The organism is Amycolatopsis keratiniphila (genome assembly GCF_000400635.2).
Lineage (GTDB): Bacteria > Actinomycetota > Actinomycetes > Mycobacteriales > Pseudonocardiaceae > Amycolatopsis > Amycolatopsis keratiniphila.
Map to the genome: position 1 here is coordinate 5,236,429 of NC_021252.1, position 20,892 is coordinate 5,257,320.

Consider the following 20,892-nt stretch of genomic DNA (forward strand, 5'->3'; position numbering starts at 1 on the left):
TTTCGATCTTGGCGGGTAGCACGCCAGAGTTAGTCAAATGACTCGATCAATTGACGAAGATGATGAGCGCGCCGTCGCACGTTGTCAACAGGCCCATTCGGGCGAGCGTCCCTGCCGCCTCTTGACGAAGGCGGGAAGTTGCCACACACTCGATCAAATGACTTAATCGGATGACCTACTAGGAGCTTTCATGCACGTCATCCACCAGCGCTACGTCGCCTACTCCGAGGCTCACTACGCAGGCAACCTCGTCGACGGAGCGTTCGGCCTGGCGCTGTTCGGCGACGCCGGAACTCATCTCGCGATCGTCATGGACGGTCACGAAAGCCTCTTCGCGGGCTACTCGTCCGTGGAATTCCTGTCGTCGGTGCGCGGCGGCGACGTCATCGAGGTCGAGGCACGGCTCGCGGCGAAAGGCACCCGAAGCCGGACCATCGACTTCGAGCTGCGCGTGATCGCCAGGGCCACCGATCGCACGGGCGGCGCGGAAGTCCTCGCCGAACCCATCGTCGCCACCCGCGCCCGCGGGACCGGCGTCGTCCCCGCTCTCCCCCAGAACCGGAACGGCAAAGGAAGTGCAGCATGAAGGACACGGACGCCACGGAGGCCGCCGACATCGTCGTCATCGGCGCCGGTATCTCCGGTATCGGCGCGGCCCAGCATCTGATGGCCGACTTTCCGGGCAAGAAGGTCATCCTGCTGGAATCCCGCGACTCGATCGGCGGCACCTGGGACCTGTTCCGCTATCCCGGTGTCCGGTCCGACTCCGATCTCCACACCTACGCCTACGAGTTCAAGCCGTGGCGGCATCGGAGCGCGATCGCCGAAGCGCCGCTGATCCGTGAATACCTCGACGAGACGGTGCGCGAATTCGGCCTGGACAAGATCCTCCGGCTCCGGCACCGGGTGACGTCCGCCGACTGGTCGAGCACGGAGGCACGCTGGACGCTTCAAGTGACCGCGACGGACGACGCCGGTACCGAACGCGCGAAGACGATCAAGACCCGCTTCGTCTTCAGCGCGACCGGCTACTACCGATACGACGCGGGGTACACGCCGCACTTCGAAGGGCGTGACGACTTCCGGGGCGACATCCTGCATCCCCAGCAGTGGCCCGAAAACTACGACCACCGCGGCAAGCGTGTGGTGATCATCGGGAGTGGCGCGACGGCGGTGACGATGCTCCCGGCCATGCTGATGGGCGAAGGCGCCGCGGCGCACGTGACGATGCTGCAGCGCACCCCGAGCTACATCGCCTCCCAGCCGCGGTTCGACAACATCGCCGTCAAGCTCACCAAGCTGCTCGGGGCCAAGCGCGGCTACGCGGCCACGCGCCTGAAGAACATCTGGATCGACTTCCTGCTCGTTTCCAGTCTGCGCAAGTTCCCCGAATTCGGGCGGAAGGCGTTGCGCAAGTGGACGATCAAGGAGCTTCCGCCGGGCATCGACGTGGACACGCATTTCAATCCGCCGTACGCCCCTTGGGACGAGCGCCTCTGCGTCACGCCGGACGGCGAGTTCTTCAAGGCACTCCGCGACGGGAACGCCGACGTGGTCACCGACCGGATCGACCGTTTCACCGAGAACGGTGTCCTGCTGGAGTCGGGCAAGACGCTGGAGGCCGACGTCATCGTCACCGCGACCGGTCTCGTCATGCAGCTGCTGGGCGGCATCCAGCCCACAGTGGACGGTCGTCCGGTGAAGATGTCCGAAACCCTCCTCTATCGCGGTGCCCTCATCTCCGGCATCCCGAACTGGGCCATGATGCTCGGCTACACCAAGGCGTCGTGGACCCTCCGCCTGGGCAACGTGTGCCGGTTGGTCGGCGACGTGATCCGCCGGATGGAGACGAACGGGTACGACATCGCGGTGCCGGTCGTGCCCGAAGGACTCGCCACCACGGATCTCCTCGATCTCACCGCGGGTTACATGCAGCGGGCGAAGCCCGAACTCCCGCGGCAGGGCACCGAACTGCCTTGGCGGATGCACACGACGTTCGTGAAGGACAACCGGCTCTTCAAAGGGAAACTGGTCGACCGGCACATCCGTTTCTCCGTCCGGGACTCCGCCCGCGCCGACCTCACGAGCGTCGCGAGCGACTCATGACCGCGACGCGTCTCACCTTCGGCCAGCGTGTCCAGCGGGCCTTCGTCATCGCCTTGAGCCGCACCCCCGCCCCGCTCCTCGCGCGGCTGGTACGCCCGCCGGTCAACGACGCCGGCGACCGGATGGCCGTCGACGTCGCCTTCCTGATGAGGCTCACGGAGGCCGGTGACGACTACAGCGATCTGTCGGCGGCGGAGGCCCGCGAGGTGACCGAGCGCGACGCGGCGTTGTTCGCCGACCGGATCGGCCCTTGCACGGTCGAACAGGAACTCGACCTCGGCGGTGGGCTGGCGGCGACCCGCTACGGCTCCGGCAAGCCGTCCGGGAGTCTGATCCTTTTCTTCCACGGCGGCGGATTCGCGCTGGGAAGCCGTGCGAGCTACGCCTCTCCCGCGCGGATGCTCGCGCAGGGAACGGGCGCCGACGTCTTGTCCGTCGAGTACCGTCTCGCGCCCGAGCACCCCTTCCCGGCGGCGCACGACGACGCGCTCACCGCTTGGCAGTACGCGACCGAGCACGCGGACCCACACCGGATCGTCGTCGCGGGTGAAAGCGCGGGCGGCAACATCGCCGCCGTGCTCTGCCAACGACTTCGCGGCGAAGCGGTCCAGCCGATGGCGCAGGTGCTCATCCAGCCGGTGACCGATATTTCGGAGCGGCGCCCGTCCCAGGACGAGTTCGCCGGCTCCGCCGCGTTGTCGGCCGAACAGATCGAGTGGTTCATGGGGCATTACCTGCCCGATGGAGCCGACCGTCTGGACCCGCGGGTTTCGCCGTTGCAGGCGGGCGACCTGAGCGGCCTCCCCCGCGCCATCGTGACGGTCGCCGGATTCGACCCGCTCCGCGACGACGGACTCGCTTACGCGACCGCCTTGCTGAAGAGCGGCGTGCCGACCGAGGTGATCCACGAGCCCGGGCTCGTGCACGGCTACATCTCCTTCACGGCGATCAGCCGGAGCAGCAAAGCGGCCATGGGACGGCTGGTGGACGCCATCTCCACGGCGCTGAAGCCGACACCGGAACGGAGTGAACCGTGATCGAAACCGAGACGGAAGTCGTCGTGGTCGGTGCCGGTATGGCCGGCTTGATGGCGGCGACCGCCCTGTCCGATCGGGACGTCGTCGTGCTCGAAGCCACCGATCGCGCCGGAGGCCGGGTGGAGTCGGTGCGCCAAGGCGACTACTGGATCAACCTCGGCACCCAGTTCACCGAGGGGACCGGCCCGCTGATCGAAGCCCTCGAACGCCACCAGGTCGGGATGGGGACGCTGGCGGGCAAGAAGGTGGCCCTCGCGCTCCACGGAAAGCAGGTCGACACCTCGAATCCGTTCGGTCTGATGTTCCGCTCCCGGATGACCTTCCTGGACCGGGTCGGGCTGGCGGCCGTCGGCGCGCGCATCCTCGCCGCGGCACCGTTCCTGCAGATGAATCCCGGCAACCGCCTGGCGAAACGGGTCAGGGCGAAGCTCGACGCGACATCCGCGTCGTACGTGCTTCGAGGGATCGGCTCCGAGGTCGCACGGGACATGGTCCGGTCGTGGTCCGGGCAATGGATGGGCTGCGAGCCCGAGGAGACCGCCGCGACCCAGTTCGTCTTCTCGATGGGCATCCTTCTGACGGATCCGGCGAAGGTACCCAACTTCTCCTTGCCGGAAGGGGGAAATCAGACCCTCACCGACGTACTGGCCGCCGACCTCGGCGATCGGCTGCGGCTGAACTCCCCGGTGACGTCGGTGGAGTGGACCGAGGACGGCGTCGTCGTGGACCACACCGACGAGAACGGACCGGCGCGGATACGGGCCCGTCGCGCGATCGTCGCCGTTCCGAGTGACGTGGCCGTGAAGCTCATGCCCGGCCTGCCGCCCGGATACCGGTCGGCGTTCGACGACATCCACTACGGGCGGTACGTGGTGGTCGGCTTCTTCACCCACGAAGAGGGCCCACAGCGATGGGACGACTACATCGCCGTTTCGACGCCGCAGCTGTCGTTCCAGGCGATGTTCAACCACGCCGCGGCCCTGCGCGGTCCCGGTGCGCGGAAACCGGGCGGCGCGCTGGCCTGTTTCGCGGGTGGCGCGGTGGCGGACAACCTGTTCGAACTCACCGACGAGGAAATCGTCAGCCGGTTCACCGCGGACCTCCTCTCGCTCTACCCCGAACTCGAAGGGAAACTCGACGAGGGGATCGTCCGGCGTCACCACCGGGTCGTGCCGTTCTGGGCGCCCGGCGGACGTGCCTCGCTGCCGACCCTGCGCCGCCATCTCGGCCCGGTGCATCTGGCCGGCGACTACCAGCTCGACATGCCTTCCCTCGCCGACGCGGCCTCGTCGGGTGAGCTGGCCGCCGAGCAGGTCCGCGCGAGCTTGCCCCGTTCGGCGAACTGACTACGCTGCGGATCACCGGGCCACGCGAGGAGGCAGCGATGCGCAACGAAGCCATGGAACGGTTGGACGTCCTGGTCGGTTCGTGGCGGACGACACTGAGCGACGCGTGGTTTCTGGAACCGCCCGATCAGAAGGTGCCGGGTTCGGCGACGATCGAATGGCTCGGTGACGCGTTCGTGGTCCTTCGCTGGACGATGGGCGGTGAGGACGGGCAAGCCGCGAGCGAGATGGTCCTGGTTCTCGGCCGCAGCGACACCCGCGACGCGTATACGGCGCTGTACCACGACGAACGGGGCGTGTGCCGGGTCTTCGCCATGGATTTCGACGGCACCGAATGGACTCTGAGCCGGGAAGACCCCGACATGTTCCAACGGTTCGTCGCCGAGGTCGAGCCGGATCGGATCACGGGCCGCTGGGAGGCGTCCGAAGATCAGGGAGCCACCTGGCGCAAGGATTACGACCTCGTTTTCGAGAGGTAGCCGTCAGGTCTTGCGGACGGCGCCGGTGCTGCCGCGGGTGAAATTCGAGTGCGAGCGGCCCGATCCGTCACTACGGTCTTCGCCCATGGCCGCGGATGTGTTCGTACCAGCCGGTTTCCTGCCGCCGACCGCACTCGTCACCGACGAGTTCCGCCTCGAACCCCTGGGACCGGAACACAATCCGGCCGACCACGCCGCCTGGATGTCGAGCATCGAGCACATTCGTTCGACTCCCGGCTATCCCGACGGCGACTGGCCGCCACGCGACGGCATGACACTCGAGGAGAACCTCGCCGACCTGCGCCGCCACGCCGAAGACTTCGCGCGGCACACCGGCTTCACGTTCACCGTCCTCAGCCCGGCCGACGGCGACGTCATCGGTTGCGTCTACCTGTATCCCACGGCCTCCGAAGAGTGGGACGTCACGGTGCAGTCCTGGGTGCGGGCCGACAAAGCGGAGCTCGATGCCGTGCTCGCCGACGCCGTCGCACGCTGGCTCGTTTCGGATTGGCCGTGGAAACGGGTGGATCGCTGCGGTCGTTAGCGTCCACGCTCCGAGCATCGCGTCGACTCCCTGGCAGATCAGGAGTTCCGCATCTGACTGGTGGCTTCGCACAGGGCCAGCGGGCGTCGCGCGGTACTTGCCCTCGCAAGTCAGTGAAGGCCTCCTTCACTACCTTCAGGGTAGGCAAGGAGGCCTTCACGGACCGGATCGTCGACGCCGGACGCGAAAGGCGAATTCCAGCGACAGAACCTCACGACCCCCGTGAGGGGCATAGACGGTGGGAATCGTCCTCTCCCCTCACGAGACGCCGGCGACCCGAAAACGCAGGTGAGTGGCCAACCCAGCGACAGGCGCCCCCTCCAGCACCAACTCACCCACCCGCCCGCCGAACACACCGGTCCCCTGCCCCAGCAGCACCGGAGCGACATGAAGATGGACCTCGTCGAGCAGGCCGGCGACGAGCAGTTGCCCGGCGACGTCCGCGCCCATCACCAAGACGTCCCTGTCCCCCCGCGGCGTCTTCGGCTCGCCGGACCGCGGCCTCCAGTCCGTCGAAGAAGAACATCCCGCCGTTGTCGCCGCGGAAGTCTTCCTCTGTCCGATGAGTGACCACGAAACTCGGCACGCCGGGCCACGGCGTACCGCCCCACGGCCGCAGGCCGAGGTCGAAGGTGCGCCGCCCGATGACCGTTGCCCCGACCATCGCGTTCACCTCTTCGACGGCACGGGCATCGGCCCCCTCCCCGGCCATCCACTCGTGCAGCCGTTCACCGCCGTCCCCCATCGGCTCCTCGGCCCGCACGTTCGGCCCGGCGGTGAAACCGTCCAGCGACATCGACACGTCCAGCACCACCTTGGTCATCGCAAGGCCTCCTTCGTCTCCGTGGCGCCGCTGTCCGGGCGCTTTCACGGAAGAGTCGGAGCCGGTCCGGTCTCCTCGACATCGACGATTGCGTGATCCTGTCGGCTCGGTCTATGTTCCTACGTGTCCGAATAGCGTCCCGAACTGTCCGATTATCGGACGCATGGAATCGGCCGGAGACGAGGAGCGAAAGTGACGAACGTGCCCGCCTCGCGCGAAGCGGCCGGTTCGAGGTCCCCCGGTGTCAGCCGGTCGGCGTTCCGGCGGGTCCTGGCGGGCAGTACCGCGGGCGCCGTGCTCGAGTGGTACGACTTCGCGCTCTACGGAATCCTCGCGGCCACCGTGCTCGGGCCGCTGTTCTTCCCCGGCGGCAACGGGTTCGCGCAGTTGCTGCTCGCGCTGGCGACGCAGGGGCTCGGCTTCGTCGCCCGTCCGATCGGCGGCATCGTCTTCGGGCATCTCGGCGATCGCCTCGGGCGCAAACCCATGCTGGTGACCACTTTCCTGCTCCTCGGATTGTCGACCTCCGCGATCGGGCTGCTTCCCACCTATTCGCAGGTCGGCATCGGGGCGACGATCTCGCTCGTCGTGCTGAGGCTGATCCAGGGATTCGCCCTCGGCGGCGAGTTCGGCGCGGCGGTGCTGATGGTCAGCGAATACGGAAGCCCGAAACGGCGCGGTTTCTGGTCGGCGTGGCCGCAGGCGGGAGCGCCTCTGGGCACGGTGCTGGCCACGGCCGTGGTCGGCGGGATCGCCTTGGTGCTCCCCGACAATGCCTTCGACCAGTGGGGCTGGCGGGTCGGGTTCCTGTTCGCGGTCCCGCTGCTGGTCATCGGCTTCTGGATCCGGCGGCGCATCGACGAGTCGCCGGTGTTCCAGGAAGCACAGGCACGGGCAGCCACGAAAACCGTCCGCGAACGGTCGAGCATCCTCGAAACGCTCGCCCACCCCGGTCCCGTCCTGCGCGGTCTCGGCGTGCGGCTCGGCGAAAACGTGGCCTTCTACGTCTACACCGTCTTCGTGGTCGCTTACGCCACAAAGACTTTCGGCTACGACAAGTCCGACGTGCTCCTCGCCGTCGCCATCGGGTCGCTGCTGCAGTTCGCGGGGATGCTGGCCGGCGGTTACTGGTCCGACCGCGTCGGGCGGCGCGTGGCGATGCTGGTCCCCGCGCTCGGCCTCGCGGTCTGGGCGCCGGTCTTCTTCGCGATCGTCCAGGCCGACGCGCTGCCTCTGCTCTACCTCGGCATCGGCGTCGGGGCGGCGCTGCACGGACTCCTCGCCGGGCCGGAAGCGGCTTGGATCGCCGAACTCTTCCCGACGCGCCGCCGCTTCGCCGGGGCTTCCCTGGTCTTCCAAGGATCTTCGATCATCGCAGGCGCGCCGGCCCCCCTCATCGCGGTGTGGCTGGCCGAAAAACAGGGCCCCACGGCGGTCGTGCTGTACCTCGTGGGCACGATCGCCGTCACCGTCGTCGCCCTGTTCCTCAGCGCCGAAACCCGCGGAACCGACCTGAACTAGACGTCGAGGGGCACGAGCAGCCCGAACACCCGCGTCGCGACCCGCCCCTCGGCGACCAGCGCCGGGTGATCCGCCACCACCGCCTCGCCGCCGGACCACGGGCGGCTGTCCAACAGGACTTCGTTGTTCAGCAAAGCGCCCTCGTTGTGCGCGACGAACAACCGGAGCCCGTGCACCTTCCGGCTGAGCTTTTCCGCGCGCAACGCTTCCAGCAACCGGTCGAGCAGCGGTTCGACGGAAGGCACGTTCTCGGCGAACATGGTGATCTGCGCGCCCAGCACCAGTTCGAACGCGCCGTCCGGATGGTCGTACCGCTCGCGGCCGACCTGATCGGCCGCGGCGCCGGGCGACAGCAACCCGTCGACGATCGGATGCAACGCCCCGTGGCGGAAACCGTCCACCGCACGGCCGATCGCCTCACGCCAAGTGGTGCCGTGCCCGGCGAAGCTTTCGACGAGCCACGGCTCGGCCAGCGCGGGATGCGACACGGCGAAGTCGACCTGAGCCATCACCATGCCTTCCGGGGCGGGATGCACGATGAGTTTCGTATCGACACGAGTGTCATCGCCCAGCACGACACCGTGCTCGCGAAGGAAAGCCTCGAATACCGCTTGCGGTGAAGGCACACCGCCGTCGCCCTCGACGACCGGTTCCAGATCCTTGAACAGCACGGGTTCGGCGAGCTCCAGGTCCGCGAGCTGCGATCCGGCGTTCAGCGCCTCGTTGATCACGGCGAACGTGCTGCTGCGGAACGCGATCCGCTCGAATTCCGCCCGGTTCGCGTACTGGGCGCGATCGAACGCCGCCACGAAAACCGGCTCCTGCGAGAGGAAGACCTGCCCGCGGGAGTCGCGCACGGCGTCCGGATACGTGACGTCCGGCAGCAACCGCCGGACGTAGGCCATCGGCAGGAAGACCAGCAGCCGCTCGGCAAGCCACGGCTCGACTCCCGCGCCGGTCAGCCGGTCCCAGAACACGTCGTCACTCGGCGGTTCTTCGCCCGCGCAGAACGCGGCGATCCCGACTTCGAGCGCGGCATCGAGCCCCCATGATGCGATCACCGCTGAAGTCTAGGGAATGGGCTGAAGGGGCCCTTCACCGCGTCGGATGCGGTGAAGGGCCCCTTCAGCCCGAGGCTCGGCCGGTCGGTCAGGAGCGGGTTTCGAGCCACTCCCGGAAGGTGGGGCCTGCCGGCTTCGCGTTCAGCAAGCGTGGCAGGGGAAACCACGGTGAGCCGATGGTAAAGCGTCCTTCGCCGCATCAGACGCGGCGAAGGACGCTTTCAGCCCATCCAGGTCACTCCCGGACGGCGGCCGGGGCACGCTTCGGTTCGTCCGGGACGGGATCGACGGGCGCGACCGGAACCGCCGGCTTGCCGCGCCGCCTGCGGATCTCGAACCCGATGAGGATCAGCGCGAGCGTCACCGCGCTCAGCCAGAACTGCGAGCGGGTCGACGGCAGCAGCGCCATCGCCAGGATCACGGCGGCCATCAGCGCGATGGTCGCGTAGCTCAGCCATGGGAACAGCCACATCTTGAGCGTGAGCTTGCCCGGGTCTTCGCGCTCAAGCCGGCGGCGGAGCCGCACCTGCGCGAGCGCGATCGCGAGGTACACGAACAGCGCGACGGCGCCGTAGGAGTTGACCAGGAACTGGAAGATCAGATCCGGTGAGGTGTAGGCGGCGATGACCGAGATGTAGCCGATGACCGTCCCGGCCAGGATCGCGCGCCTCGGCACGCCGCTGCCGGAAAGCCGGGTGAACGCCTTCGGCGCGTCGCCGTTGCTGGTGAGCGCGAACAACATCCGCGACGAGGTGTACAGGGCCGAGTTCAGGCACGAGAGCACCGCGGTCAGGACGATCGCGTTCATGATCGTCGCCACGGCCGGGATGCCGAGCACCTCCAGCACCGCCGCGTACGGGCTGACCGCGGTCGCCGGATCGTCCCAGGACTTGATCGCGACGACGAGGAACACGGAGCCGACGTAGAACAGCACCACGCGGAAGATGATCGAGCGCATGGCCTTCGCGATCGCCTTCTTCGGCTCCGCGGACTCGGCGGCGGCGATGGTGACGATCTCCGCGCCGGTGTAGAAACCGATGCACGGCACCACCGCCGCGAGCACCGCCCCGATCCCGAGTGGCGCGAATCCGCCGTGGGACACCAGATTCGTCAGGCCGCCGTTGGCACCCGGCCAGAAACCGAACAGGTACAGGGCACCGACGACCAGGAACACGACGATCGCGACGACCTTGATCGAAGAGAACCAGTACTCGAACTCGCCATAGGACCGCGCCGAGACCATATTGGTACCGGTGAGGATCACGAGCAGGCCGAGACTGAGCACCCACAGTGGCACGTCGGGTACCCACAGCTGCAGGATCCGGCCGCCCGCGACGGCTTCGACCGCCACGACGATGACGAAGAAGTACCAGTACATCCAGCCGACGGCGAAGCCCGCGCGGTTGCCGAGCGCCTCCCTGGCGTAGACGTAGAACGACCCGAGCGCGGGTTTGGCGATCGTCATCTCCGCGAGCATGCGCATGATGAGCACGGTGATCAGGCCGGCGATGAGGAACGAGACCACCGCCGCCGGGCCCGCCGATTGGATGACCACGCCACTGCCGACGAACAGCCCGGCGCCGATGACGCCGCCGAGGGCGATCAGGTTCATATGTCGCTGTTTGAGCCCTGGTTTCAGGCCGCTGCTCTGTGCCGGACCGGACGTTGAAGTCACGTCTCCTCCTTCTCGCACGCACCGCCGGAGCGGTGGCGCTGGGAGCTCCATTGTGGTTCCGGTCACCGTAGGAACAAGTCGGGCCAGGGGCGAGTGCCAGTTACGATGTGGGAAAGGGGTCCAGATCACCTTCGCGACGAGCGGCGCACGGCCAGCGCCAGCAGTTCCGCCGCCGGACCGGTGAGGCGCCGTCCCTCCGGCCAGACCGCGCGCAGCACCCGTCCGAAGTCGACGGTCTCCACCGCGACGGGCACGAGCTCGTGGTCCGCGACGTCCAAGGCGCTGATCACCGCCGGGCCCGCGCCTGCGATCACCGCACTGCGGACGGCGGAGGCGGAACCCAGTTCCAGCAATGGTTTCACCGGCCCCACGCCGGCCTTGCGCAACGCGATATCGACGGTTTCCCTGGTTCCGGAGCCGTGTTCCCGGACGACGAGCGGCGTGTTCACCAGCTCCGCCGGGGTCAGCGAACGGCGTTCACGCGCCCAGGGATGAGTGCGGGCGACGACGACCACGAGATGGTCCGCGGCGACCTTCCGCGACGCGAGCCCGGCGAACGGGCCGGGCGATTCGACGAAACCGATGTCGGCCAGCTCGGCGCGGGCCAGCTCGGCGACCCGATCCGAGTTCGTGACCTCCAGGCCGAGCCGGAGGCCGGGGTGGGCGCGGTTGAGCTCGCCGATCCAGCGCGGGACCAGATGCTCGGCAAGCGTCATGCTCGCCGCGATCCGGAGTCCGGTCTCGTGCCGCGCCCGCAGGGCTTGGGCGCCGTCGAGCAGTCCGCCGAGTTCGGCGAGCACACGCCGCGCCCAGCCCGCGATCACCCGGCCGTCCGGGGTGAGCGCGGAGCCGCGGCGGGTCCGGTCCACCAGCACCAGCCCGAGCCTTCGTTCCACAAGGGACAGTCGCTTGCCCGCCGACGGCCGCGTCATCCCGAGAGCGGCGGCGGCCTGACCGATACTGCCCAGTTCGCCGACGAGGACGAGCAGGCGCAAGGAGTCCAGTTCCGGAGCGGTCATAGCCAAAGTGCATGACCTACCCGCCGTTCTCCCGCCTACCGGCGCTGTCCTTTCCGGACGACGCTCGTCGGTATGGGCACCATCTCCGCGCGGCGAACGAAGCCGCACCTCACCGGTCTGGCCGTCACCGCCCTCGGCGTGGTCGTCGCGTACCTGCTGAGCACCGCCGTTCCCGTGCTGAGCGCGCTCACTCTCGCGGTCGTGCTCGGGGTGCTCGCCGGTTCGCTGCCGGTGCTTTCGGACGGCACCCGGCAAGCGATCGCGAAGGTCACGAAGAAGCTCCTGCGTGCCGGTGTCGTTCTTCTCGGTCTGCAACTCGCTCTCCCTTCGGTGCTTTCGCTCGGTCCCGGCACGCTGCTCGCGGTGGTGCTGACGGTCGGCCTCACGTTCCTCGGCACGATCGGGCTCGGCAGGCTGATCTGTGTTCCGCGCGGGCTCGCGATGCTGGTCGCGACCGGTTTCTCGATCTGTGGCGCGTCGGCGATCGCGGCGATGGAAGGGGTCATCGAACGTGAGGACTCCGACGTCGCGACCGCGGTCGCACTGGTCACCTTCTATGGCGGCCTGGCGATCGCGGCGGTCCCGCTCATCGGCGGCTGGCTGGGGATGGACGCGCTGCGGATCGGCGGCTGGGCCGGGTTGGGCGTGCACGAGGTCGCCCAGGTCGTCGCGGCCGCCACCCCGGCCGGGACCGCCGCCGTCGCGGTCGCCGTGGTGGTGAAGCTGAGCCGTGTCGTCCTGCTGGCCCCGATGGTCGCCGCGGTCAGCGTGCACGAACGGCGGCGCCGCCCGTCCGCCGCCGGGAAGCGCGCCCCGCTGGTCCCGCTGTTCGTCCTCGGTTTCCTGGCGATGGTGGTGGTGCGCAGCACCGGGATCCTGCCCGGCGTGGCGCTCGACGTCGCCAAGGCCGCCTGCACGCTGCTGCTGGCAGGAGCGCTTTTCGGGCTCGGCTGCGCGGTCCGGATCGGCACCCTGGTCCGCACCGGTGGCCGGGCGCTGCTGCTGGGCCTGCTCTCCACGCTGCTCGTCGGCACCATCGCCTACGTCAGCCTCGCACTGCTCGGCTAGCTTGGACGGCGGTCAAGAGCGCGAGCGTCTCGATGTCGGACGCCGAGCAGCCGCGCGAGAGGTCGTTGAGCGGCGCCGCGAGGCCCTGGAGGATCGGGCCGAGCGCGACGGCGCCCCCGAGCCGCTCGGCGATCTTGTAGCCGATGTTGCCCGCGTCCAGATTCGGGAACACGAGGACGTTAGCGCGGCCGGCGACCGCGGAACCGGGCGCCTTGGCCGCCGCGATCGACGCCACGAGCGCGGCGTCGAACTGCAGCTCACCGTCGACCGGAAGATCGGGTTCCCGCTGCCGCACCAGCGAAGTCGCCTCGCGGACGACCTCGACCCGCTGGTGGTCGGCACTCCCCTGGGTGCTGAACGACAGCATGGCGACCACGGGATCCTCGCCGGTCAGGCCGCGGTGGGTCGCCGCGGCGGCGAGGGCGATGTCCGCCAGCTGTGCCGCGCCCGGCTCGGGCACCACCGCGCAGTCCGAGAAGGTCAGCCGTCGTCCATCCGGGAGCAGCAACAGGAAGCAACTGCTCAAAGTGGACACTCCCGGGGCGAGACCCACGACCCGCAGCCCCGCGCGCAGGACGTCGGCGGTCGGCCGGGTCGCGCCGGCGACGCAGGCGTCCACGTGGCCGGCCCGCAAAGCGGCGGCCGCCACGAACACCGGATCGCGCCGGGCGGCAGCGAGCTTTTCCGGATGCCGGGCGAACCCCGTCACCAGGGCGGCCTCGGTCCGGTCGTCGGCGAGCGCGTCGGCGACGTCCACGATCAAGTCGTCGGTGGCCCCTGCCGCGAGCAGGCGCGCCCCGTCGCCGAACAGCAACGGCCGCACGACACCTTCGTCCCGGAGTGCTACCGCGGCGCGGACGGCGCGCTCGTCGTCGCCGTCCGGCAAGGCGACGCGGAGGTTCCGGCCGCGTAACGCCTTCCGCCATCCGTCGAGCGTCGCGTCCGGCGTGACCTCGGTGGTCAGGCTCATCGAAGTACCTCCGCGTACGAAGCGGGGGCCGCCGGAAGACGGCGACCCCCACCGGGTGAAAAGGGCTGATTCAGGGCTGGACGACCTTCTCGACGTCGTTGAGCATCGCGTCGACGCCATGGAGCAGTTCGGTGAGCACCTCGCGGTCGGCGACCAGCGGCGGGGAGATCATCAGCATCGTCGCGCCGCGATCGTCGCCGCGGAGGATGACGCCCGTGCGGCGGAACGCCTCCGGGAGCACCTCGCGAAGCACCTTCAGCGATTCGGCCTCGGTCAGCTCGCGGCCGCTGTCGCGGTCGGCCATCAGCTCGATGGCGTAGAAGAAGCCGGTGCCGCGGACGTCCTTGACGCAGCGGTGCGCGGACTTGAGGGAGTTCAGCGCGGCGAACAGTTCCGGCCCCTCGGCGAGGACGTTGCCGAGCACGTTCTCGTCCCGCATCGCGGTGAGGTTCGCGACCGCGACGGCGGTGGCGACGGGATGCCCGCCCCAGGTGGCGCCGTGGGTGAAGACACCGCCCTTCGGCGAGTCGTACAGCTCGGTGACCAGCTTCTCGCGCGCGATCACCCCGCCGAGCGGCGCGTATCCCGACGTCGATCCCTTGGCGAAGGTGATCAGATCCGGCACGACGCCGGTGAGCCCGTGCCCGAACCAGTGCCCGAGCCTGCCGAACGAGCAGATGACCTCGTCCGAGACGAGCAGGATGCCGTACTTGTCGCACAGGACACGCAAAGCGGGCCAGTACCCCTTCGGCGGGACCAGCGCGCCGCGGCCGTTCTGCACCGGCTCGGCGAACAGCGCCGCGATGGTCTCCGGCCCTTCTTCGAGGATGACCCGCTCGATCGCGGCGACACAGTCCAATTCGGACGCCGGGCCGCAGTCTCCCAGCAGCCCCAACGTGTTCGGCACGTGGCGGACGCCGGGCATGAGCGGGCCGAAGGGTTCCTTGATCTTCGCCAGCCCGGTCACCGAGAGGGCGCCGATGGTCGTGCCGTGATAGGCCATGTCACGGCTGATGATCTTCGTGCGCTCGGGCTGTCCCTGGCTGCGGTGATACTGCCGGGCGAACTTCAGCGCGGTTTCGACCGCTTCCGAACCGGAGTTGACGAAGAACGTCGTCCCGAGGTCGCCCGGCGCCAGCTCGGCCAGCAGCGTGGCGGCCTCGATCGCGGGCGTGTGCGCCGAACCCCAGTTGCTCGCGTAGGCGAGGGTGCCTACCTGGTCGGCGGCGGCCTTGGCGATGTCTGCCCGGCCGTGGCCCATGTTGACGCAGAACAGCCCGGCGAGCCCGTCGAGATGACGGCGTCCTTCGGTGTCGATCAGGTAGCTTCCCTCGCCGCGTACGAACACCGGGAAATCCGAGGCCCAGGTGTCCTTGCGGGTGAAGTGCGGGCCGAGATGCCGTCGAGCCTGCGCTCGCAGCTGGGTGACGTCCACCGGAGACCTCCTTCGAGACACGAGTCTGTGCTTTGACTTTCGCAACCCGGCTGGCACCGGCCCAGCACCAGAGCGGCGGCGTTCGATGGGTCCAGTTGGTCGTGAGTGGCGATTCGGGTTAGAACCCGAATCGCCACTCACGACCAACTGGACCGACGCCTCACCGCAGCCCTCCCCGTGCGCGCGTGAAGGCCCCCTTCCCTCGACTCAGCCGAGGGAAGGGGGCCTTCACGCGCAAACCGAGGCCTACACGTAGTCCTTGTACTTCTCCAGGAACCGCACCGGCTTGGACAGCGCGTCGCGGCGGAACGGGTCGCCCAGCTCGCGGGTGCACATGATCTCGACGACGGTGGTCTTGCCCTCGTTCATCTGCGCCTCGACGGCGCGTTGCAGCGCGGGGCCGACCTCGTCGAGCTTCTCCACGACGATGCCCTCCGCACCCATCGCCTTGGCGATCCCCGCGAAGCTCTCGCTCTCCAGTTCGCCCGCGACGAACCGGCGGTTGTAGAAGTCGACCTGGTTCTTCTTCTCCGCGCCCCACTGCCGGTTGTGGAACACCACCGCGGTGACCGGGATGTCGTGGCGCACCGCGGTCATGATCTCGCCCATGCTCATCCCCCACGCGCCGTCGCCGGCGTAGGAGATCGCGGGCCGGTCGGGTGCCGCGGCCTTGGCGCCGATGATGGTCGGCAGCGCGTACCCGCAGTTGCCGAAGCTCATCGGGGCGAAGAAGCTTCGCGGTTCCTCGAACCGCAGATAGCTGTTCGCGACCGAGTTGATGTTGCCGATGTCGGTCGACACCATCACCCGCGGCGGCATGGCCTTCTCCAGCTCCCGCAACACTTCCCGCGGATGCAGCCAGTTGCCCTCCTCGCCCTCCTGCTCGGCGATCATGTCGAGGCTGAACGGGTCCGTCTCGTGGGTCCAGGCGTCGAGCTCGGCCTCCCACGCGTCCTTCTCCGCCTTGATCTTCGCCGCGCGAGCGTCCTTTGTGGAGTCACAGGCGAGCGTGCGGTCCGCCAGCCGCTTGGTCAGCGCGACCGCCGCGTCCTTGGCGTCACCGCAGATGCCGACGGTGATCTTCTTGACCAGGCCGAGCATCTTGTGGTCCGCGTCGATCTGGATGATCTTCGCGTCCTTGGGCCAGTAGTCCATGCCGTGCTGCGGCAGGGTGCCGAACGGGCCGAGCCGCGAACCGAGCGCGATCACGACGTCCGCCTGCGAGATCAGTTTCATCGCGGCCTTGGAACCCTGATACCCCAGCGGCCCGCACCACTGCGGGTGGCTCGCCGGGAACGAGTCGTTGTGCAGGTAGCTGTTCACCACCGGCGCGCCGAGACGTTCGGCGAGCGCCTTGCACTCCTCGACGCCGTCGGCCATCACGACGCCGCCGCCGGAGATGATCACCGGGAACTCCGCCGTGGCCAGCAGCGCGGCGGCCTCGTCGAGGCTCCGCTCGCCGCCGGGGCCGCGGTCGAGGCGGGCGGGCTCCGGGATCTCGGCCTCGATCTCGCCGTAGAAGAAGTCACGCGGGATGTTGAGCTGCGTCGGGCCGAGTTCCGAGTGGGCGCGGTCGAAGCAACGGCCGGTGTACTCGGCCATCCGCTTCGGGTTGTTGACGTGCCCCTGGTACTTCGTGAACTCCTGGAACATCGGCAGCTGGTTGGCCTCCTGGAAGCCGCCGAGGCCGGTGCCCATGGTGCCCGCTTCCGGCGTCACGATGACGACCGGGCTGTGCGCCCAGTACGCGGCCGCGATCGCGGTCACGCAGTTGCTGATGCCGGGGCCGTTCTGCCCGATGACGACGCCGTGCCTGCCGCTCACCCGGGCGTAACCGTCGGCCATGTGCCCGGCGCCCTGCTCGTGCACCACCGGTACCAGCCGGATCCCCGCCGGCGCGAAGATGTCCATCGCGTCCATGAACGCCGAACCCATGATGCCGAAGATGTCGGTGACGCCGTTCGCCACGAGCGTCTCGACGAAGGCCTCGGACGGGGTCATCTTCTTCCGGCCGTTGACGACCACGCGGCCGTCACCCGTCTTCCGTTCCGTCATGTTCCGCTCCTTCGACAGGCGAGATTTACAAAAATCGGTACGTGGCGTTCCTGAAATCAGGATGCAATCGACGATAGGACGCGGACCGCCGAGCGTCAACGCTAGATTCTGGAAACCGAGACGCCGTGTGCTACTTTTCGGAACATGGAGCTGCTTCGCGAACCCGATCCGATCAACGGGGACACGCCGACCATGCGGCTGTTCTCCCTGCTCGAGCTGATCGCCGCCAAGGATCAGCTGGTCTCCCTGCAGGGTCTCGTCGAGGAGACCGGCCTGCCGAAACCGACGCTGCACCGCATGCTGCAGCAGCTCGAAGGCGCGGGCCTGCTGATCCGGCAGGCCGACGGGCGTCACTACGGCACCGGCCACCGGCTGCGCCGGCTCGCGGAGAACCTGCTCCTCAACGCGACCCACCACGGCGCCCGGCACGCCGTCCTGCGTCACCTCGTCGACGAACTCGGCGAGAGCTGCAACGTGACCACGTTGTCCGGCAACGAGATCGTGTACCTCGACCGGGTCGAAACCCCGGAACCGCTGCGGTTCTACCTCCGGCCGGGCTCGCGGGTGCCGATCCACTGTTCGGCCAGCGGCAAGATGATCCTCGCGCAGATGAGCCCGTCGCAGCGGCGGAAGCTGCTCGCGCACGCGCCGCTCAAGCAGTACACGAACAAGACCATCACCGACCTCGACGCGCTCGAGGCCGAGTTCACCCGCGTCCGCCGGGACGGGTTCGCGCTCGACGACGAGGAGTTCCTGCCCGGTCTGGTGTGCGTCGCGGTCCTCGTACCGGGGCGCGCCAACCTCTGCGTCGCCGTGCAGGCGCCGGTCATGCGGCTGACGCCGGATAAGGCCCTGCAGACGCTCCCGGCACTGCAGCGCGCGGCCGAGGCGATCAGCCGTGTCGACGCCGAGGGCGGGTCCGAACCGGAAAGTGTTCCGTCGTAAGGAGTTCTCATGGTCCCCGAGCTTCGGCTCCCGGTGCGTGACGTCTTCGGCATCGATTCGGATCTTGTCGTCGGCGCGTTCCGCGAACGCACCGAGCACGTCCCCGAGGTCGACGAGGCGTACCGCTTCAACCCGGACGTGACGCTGGCGCTGCTCGCCGGGTTCACCCACGACCGCCGTGTGCTGGTGCAGGGGCTGCACGGCACCGGGAAGTCGACCCATATCGAACAGGTCGCCGCGCGGCTCAACTGGCCGTGCGTGCGGGTCAACCTGGACGGTCACCTCAACCGCCTCGACCTCGTCGGCCGCGACGCGGTCGTGCTGCGCGAGGGCAAGCAGGTCACCGAGTTCCAGGAGGGCATCCTCCCGTGGGCGTTGCAGCGGCCGGTCGCGCTGGTGCTCGACGAATACGACGCGGGCCGCCCGGACGTGATGTTCGTGCTCCAGCGGGTCCTCGAACGCGACGGCAAGTTCACCCTCACCGATCAGAACCGGGTGCTGCGGCCGCATCCGTCGTTCCGGCTGTTCGCCACCGCCAACACGGTCGGCCTTGGCAACCTCAACGGCCTGTACCACGGCGCGCAGCGGCTGAACCACGCGCAGATCGACCGCTGGAACATCGTGGCGTCGCTGAACTACCTGTCCGCCGCCGAGGAGATCGCGATCGTGCGGGCCAGGGTGCCCGGCCTCCCGGAAAACCTGGCGGCCTCCCTCGTCGCGGTGGCCGCCTTGACCCGCAAGGGTTTCCAGGCCGGTGATCTGTCCACTTTGATGTCCCCGCGCACGGTGATCACCTGGGCGGAGAACATCGAGATCTTCGGTGATCCGGCGACGGCCTTCCGGCTGTCCTTCGTGAACAAATGCGACGAAGCCGAGCGCGACCTGGTGGCGGAGTACTTCCAGCGCTGCTTCGACGACGAACTCCACCTGCTCTCGGCATGACCGCCGGGCAGGCGGAAACCCGGCGCCGCAACCAGGTCGAGGAGCTGTGCGCGGCCGCGGTACGGGCCCTCAGCGGCGATCCGGCACTGCATTTCCGGGCGCGGCGGTTGCATCGAGGACGCGAACCGCTGCCCCTGCACGCACCTCACCTGCGTCAGTCCGCCGACGACGATCTGCTGTCCGCACGCGGGATCGCGGACGGGATGGCCTTGCGCCTCACCGCGTCGGACGCCGCGCTGCACCGCGGTCTGAGCCCGGCAGATCCGGCCGAACGCGGGATTTTCGAGCTGCTGGAACAGTTCCGCGTCGAGTCGCTCCCACCCGCGGAGCTGCCGGGGATGCGGAGGAACCTGCGTCTGCGCCATGTCCGCTGGTCGCTGGAGTTCCACCGGTCCGGGCTGACGGAGACCGCCCGCGGGCTGCTGCTGTACACGGTCGCCCAGATCTGCCGCTCGCGGATCACCGCCGAACCCGTGGTCGAGGAGACCGAGGACCTGATCGAGGCGACCCGGTTCGCCTTGGCGCCGTCGCTCGGCCACGACCTCGCGGGCTTGCGACGGCATCGGACGGATCAGAAGGCGTTCGCCGAACACGCGCTGGCGATCGCCCGGAAGACCGGCGCGCTGCTCGCCGGAACCACTCAAGACGCCGAAGACGACGGCGATCCCACCGACCCCCGCTTCAACCTCGCGATCGACTTCGACGCGAGCCAAGGCGAGGAGATCCCCTCGGCGACCGCCGGAAACAGCCGGACGTTGGGCGAATCCGGTGCGGCGTACCGGATCCACACCACCGCGTACGACCGCGAGCGGCGCGCTTCGGACCTGGTTCGCCCCGCGATGCTCGCCGAACTCCGCGAGCGGCTCGACCGGCGTGTCGGCAGGCAGGGCGTCGGGCCGGGACGGCTGGCACGCGACCTCAAGGCGGTGCTCGCCGAACCGGCACGCGACGGCTGGGACGGTGCGCAGGAGGAAGGCCTGCTCGACGGCCGGACCCTGGCGCAGCTGATCAGTTCACCCACGGAACGAAGGATCTTCCGCACCGAGCGGATCGAACCGGTGGCGGACACGCTCGTGACGTTCCTGATCGACTGCTCGGGTTCGATGACCGCGCACGCGGAGCCCGTCGCCGCGCTGGTCGACCTCTTCGCACGCTCGATCGAACTCGCCGGGGCGGCCTGCGAAGTGCTCGGGTTCACCACCGGCGGCTGGAACGGGGGCAGGCCGAGGCGCGACTGGATCCGGGCCGGGCGGCCACCGCATCCAGGCAGGCTCAACGAACGGCTTCACCTCGTGTTCAAGGCCGCCGAAACGCCGTGGCGCCGGGCACGCCCCGGCCTCGCCGCACTGCTGAAAGCCGATCTGTTCCGGGAAGGGATCGACGGTGAGGCGGTGGCCTGGGCCTGCGCCCGGATGCGCGCACGACCGGAAGCACGCCGGATCCTGCTCGTCCTCTCCGACGGCAGCCCCATGGACAGCGCGACGAGCCTGGCGAACGATCCGCATTACCTGGACGAGCATCTGCGGGAAACGGTGCTGCGGGAGGAAAGCACCGTCGAGATCCGCGGGGTCGGGGTCGGCCTCGACCTCAGCCCCTTCTACCGCCGCTCGCGAGTGCTCGACACCTCGGTGACGTCCGGGTACGCGCCGTTCCGGGACGTCCTCGGGTTATTGACCCTGCGGTGAGTCCTGCCGGCCTTCGCCCTGCTGCTCGCCACCGGATTCACCGAGGTAGTCCTTCGCCTTGTCGGCGGCCGAGTCGATCTTGTCGGAGTGTTCACCGAAGCGGCCTTTTGCGAAATCGGCGGCCTTGTCGACGTGTTCGCCGCTCACCTTGTCCTTCATGCCTTCGAAGTCGATACCCATG

The 20,892-nt window shown here is 68.7% G+C and carries 19 protein-coding genes; 11 read left to right on the forward strand and 8 right to left on the reverse strand.

What is annotated here, in order from left to right; translation table 11 throughout:
- Positions 1-190 precede the first annotated feature (190 nt).
- The 6 genes from AORI_RS64655 (at position 191) to AORI_RS64680 (ending at position 5,512) form a co-directional block, all read left to right on the forward strand.
- Positions 191-586: a hotdog domain-containing protein gene (locus tag AORI_RS64655; RefSeq protein ID WP_016335068.1), complete on the forward strand. Its 396-nt coding sequence runs from the start codon at positions 191-193 to the stop codon at positions 584-586.
- Positions 583-2,106, forward strand: coding sequence for a flavin-containing monooxygenase (locus AORI_RS64660; protein WP_016335069.1), 1,524 nt, complete (start codon positions 583-585; stop codon positions 2,104-2,106). The genes AORI_RS64655 and AORI_RS64660 overlap by 4 nt, the downstream gene beginning before the upstream one ends.
- The gene (locus tag AORI_RS64665; RefSeq protein WP_016335070.1) at positions 2,103-3,143 is read left to right on the forward strand and encodes an alpha/beta hydrolase; all 1,041 of its coding nucleotides are present in this window, start codon (positions 2,103-2,105) and stop codon (positions 3,141-3,143) included. Before AORI_RS64660 ends, AORI_RS64665 begins: the two co-directional genes overlap by 4 nt.
- Positions 3,140-4,489 (forward strand): flavin monoamine oxidase family protein, encoded by a 1,350-nt coding sequence (locus AORI_RS64670; protein ID WP_016335071.1) that lies wholly within the window; start codon positions 3,140-3,142, stop codon positions 4,487-4,489. Before AORI_RS64665 ends, AORI_RS64670 begins: the two co-directional genes overlap by 4 nt.
- 38 nt (positions 4,490-4,527) lie before the next feature.
- Positions 4,528-4,968 (forward strand): DUF1579 domain-containing protein, encoded by a 441-nt coding sequence (locus AORI_RS82495; RefSeq protein WP_016335072.1) that lies wholly within the window; start codon positions 4,528-4,530, stop codon positions 4,966-4,968.
- An 85-nt stretch (positions 4,969-5,053) separates the two neighbouring features.
- Entirely contained in the window at positions 5,054-5,512 is a 459-nt protein-coding gene (locus AORI_RS64680; protein WP_016335073.1) for a GNAT family N-acetyltransferase, read from the forward strand.
- 258 nt (positions 5,513-5,770) lie between these two features.
- On the opposite strand, the gene AORI_RS84400 is transcribed toward AORI_RS64680, so the two are convergent.
- On the reverse strand, positions 5,771-5,962 hold the full coding sequence (locus AORI_RS84400; RefSeq protein WP_016335074.1) for a dihydrofolate reductase family protein: 192 nt from the start codon (positions 5,960-5,962) through the stop codon (positions 5,771-5,773).
- Positions 5,963-6,527: 565 nt separating this feature from the next.
- Between AORI_RS84400 and AORI_RS64690 the strand changes: the two genes are divergently transcribed.
- The gene (locus AORI_RS64690; RefSeq protein ID WP_016335075.1) at positions 6,528-7,856 is read left to right on the forward strand and encodes an MFS transporter; all 1,329 of its coding nucleotides are present in this window, start codon (positions 6,528-6,530) and stop codon (positions 7,854-7,856) included.
- Here AORI_RS64690 and AORI_RS64695 read toward each other — a convergent pair.
- The 3 genes from AORI_RS64695 to AORI_RS64705 form a co-directional block, all read right to left on the reverse strand.
- Entirely contained in the window at positions 7,853-8,917 is a 1,065-nt protein-coding gene (locus AORI_RS64695; protein WP_016335076.1) for a DUF6348 family protein, read from the reverse strand. The two genes, AORI_RS64690 and AORI_RS64695, sit on opposite strands and share 4 nt — an antisense overlap.
- A gap of 235 nt (positions 8,918-9,152) precedes the next feature.
- Positions 9,153-10,529, reverse strand: coding sequence for an amino acid permease (locus AORI_RS64700; protein ID WP_016335077.1), 1,377 nt, complete (start codon positions 10,527-10,529; stop codon positions 9,153-9,155).
- A gap of 188 nt (positions 10,530-10,717) precedes the next feature.
- Positions 10,718-11,611, reverse strand: coding sequence for a LysR substrate-binding domain-containing protein (locus AORI_RS64705; RefSeq protein WP_016335078.1), 894 nt, complete (start codon positions 11,609-11,611; stop codon positions 10,718-10,720).
- Positions 11,612-11,683: 72 nt separating this feature from the next.
- On the opposite strand from AORI_RS64705, the gene AORI_RS64710 reads away from it, so the two are divergent.
- Complete coding sequence (locus AORI_RS64710) at positions 11,684-12,679, forward strand: YeiH family protein (protein WP_016335079.1); 996 nt, start codon at positions 11,684-11,686, stop codon at positions 12,677-12,679.
- Here the strand turns inward: AORI_RS64710 and AORI_RS64715 are convergent.
- The 3 genes from AORI_RS64715 to xsc form a co-directional block, all read right to left on the reverse strand.
- Complete coding sequence (locus AORI_RS64715; RefSeq protein WP_016335080.1) at positions 12,657-13,649, reverse strand: phosphotransacetylase; 993 nt, start codon at positions 13,647-13,649, stop codon at positions 12,657-12,659. The genes AORI_RS64710 and AORI_RS64715 overlap by 23 nt on opposite strands.
- A 70-nt stretch (positions 13,650-13,719) precedes the next feature.
- Positions 13,720-15,084 (reverse strand): aspartate aminotransferase family protein, encoded by a 1,365-nt coding sequence (locus tag AORI_RS64720; RefSeq protein ID WP_016335081.1) that lies wholly within the window; start codon positions 15,082-15,084, stop codon positions 13,720-13,722.
- Positions 15,085-15,330: 246 nt separating this feature from the next.
- Positions 15,331-17,139 carry a sulfoacetaldehyde acetyltransferase gene (gene xsc / locus AORI_RS64725; RefSeq protein WP_016335082.1) on the reverse strand — a complete coding sequence of 603 codons (1,809 nt, stop codon included), beginning with the start codon at positions 17,137-17,139 and terminating at the stop codon, positions 15,331-15,333.
- 144 nt (positions 17,140-17,283) lie between these two features.
- Between xsc and AORI_RS64730 the strand changes: the two genes are divergently transcribed.
- The 3 genes from AORI_RS64730 to AORI_RS64740 are packed head-to-tail and all read left to right on the forward strand — an operon-like array spanning position 17,284 to position 20,711.
- Positions 17,284-18,084 (forward strand): IclR family transcriptional regulator, encoded by an 801-nt coding sequence (locus AORI_RS64730; RefSeq protein ID WP_016335083.1) that lies wholly within the window; start codon positions 17,284-17,286, stop codon positions 18,082-18,084.
- A gap of 9 nt (positions 18,085-18,093) precedes the next feature.
- Entirely contained in the window at positions 18,094-19,026 is a 933-nt protein-coding gene (locus tag AORI_RS64735; protein WP_016335084.1) for an AAA family ATPase, read from the forward strand.
- The gene (locus AORI_RS64740) at positions 19,023-20,711 is read left to right on the forward strand and encodes a cobaltochelatase CobT-related protein (protein WP_016335085.1); all 1,689 of its coding nucleotides are present in this window, start codon (positions 19,023-19,025) and stop codon (positions 20,709-20,711) included. The genes AORI_RS64735 and AORI_RS64740 overlap by 4 nt, the downstream gene beginning before the upstream one ends.
- On the opposite strand, the gene AORI_RS64745 is transcribed toward AORI_RS64740, so the two are convergent.
- Complete coding sequence (locus tag AORI_RS64745) at positions 20,694-20,891, reverse strand: Rv0909 family putative TA system antitoxin (protein WP_016335086.1); 198 nt, start codon at positions 20,889-20,891, stop codon at positions 20,694-20,696. The genes AORI_RS64740 and AORI_RS64745 overlap by 18 nt on opposite strands.
- Position 20,892 lies beyond the last annotated feature (1 nt).

Coding starts and splice junctions, on each gene's coding strand:
- AORI_RS64655 (WP_016335068.1), top strand. CDS start 191: ATGCACGTCATCCACCAGCGCTACGTCGCCTACTCCGAGGCTCACTAC.
- AORI_RS64660 (WP_016335069.1), top strand. CDS start 583: ATGAAGGACACGGACGCCACGGAGGCCGCCGACATCGTCGTCATCGGC.
- AORI_RS64665 (WP_016335070.1), top strand. CDS start 2,103: ATGACCGCGACGCGTCTCACCTTCGGCCAGCGTGTCCAGCGGGCCTTC.
- AORI_RS82495 (WP_016335072.1), top strand. CDS start 4,528: ATGCGCAACGAAGCCATGGAACGGTTGGACGTCCTGGTCGGTTCGTGG.
- AORI_RS64680 (WP_016335073.1), top strand. CDS start 5,054: ATGGCCGCGGATGTGTTCGTACCAGCCGGTTTCCTGCCGCCGACCGCA.
- AORI_RS84400 (WP_016335074.1), bottom strand. CDS start 5,962: ATGGGCGCGGACGTCGCCGGGCAACTGCTCGTCGCCGGCCTGCTCGAC.
- AORI_RS64700 (WP_016335077.1), bottom strand. CDS start 10,529: ATGAACCTGATCGCCCTCGGCGGCGTCATCGGCGCCGGGCTGTTCGTC.
- AORI_RS64705 (WP_016335078.1), bottom strand. CDS start 11,611: ATGACCGCTCCGGAACTGGACTCCTTGCGCCTGCTCGTCCTCGTCGGC.
- AORI_RS64710 (WP_016335079.1), top strand. CDS start 11,684: ATGGGCACCATCTCCGCGCGGCGAACGAAGCCGCACCTCACCGGTCTG.
- AORI_RS64715 (WP_016335080.1), bottom strand. CDS start 13,649: ATGAGCCTGACCACCGAGGTCACGCCGGACGCGACGCTCGACGGATGG.
- xsc (WP_016335082.1), bottom strand. CDS start 17,139: ATGACGGAACGGAAGACGGGTGACGGCCGCGTGGTCGTCAACGGCCGG.
- AORI_RS64730 (WP_016335083.1), top strand. CDS start 17,284: ATGGAGCTGCTTCGCGAACCCGATCCGATCAACGGGGACACGCCGACC.
- AORI_RS64735 (WP_016335084.1), top strand. CDS start 18,094: ATGGTCCCCGAGCTTCGGCTCCCGGTGCGTGACGTCTTCGGCATCGAT.
- AORI_RS64740 (WP_016335085.1), top strand. CDS start 19,023: ATGACCGCCGGGCAGGCGGAAACCCGGCGCCGCAACCAGGTCGAGGAG.
- AORI_RS64745 (WP_016335086.1), bottom strand. CDS start 20,891: ATGGGTATCGACTTCGAAGGCATGAAGGACAAGGTGAGCGGCGAACAC.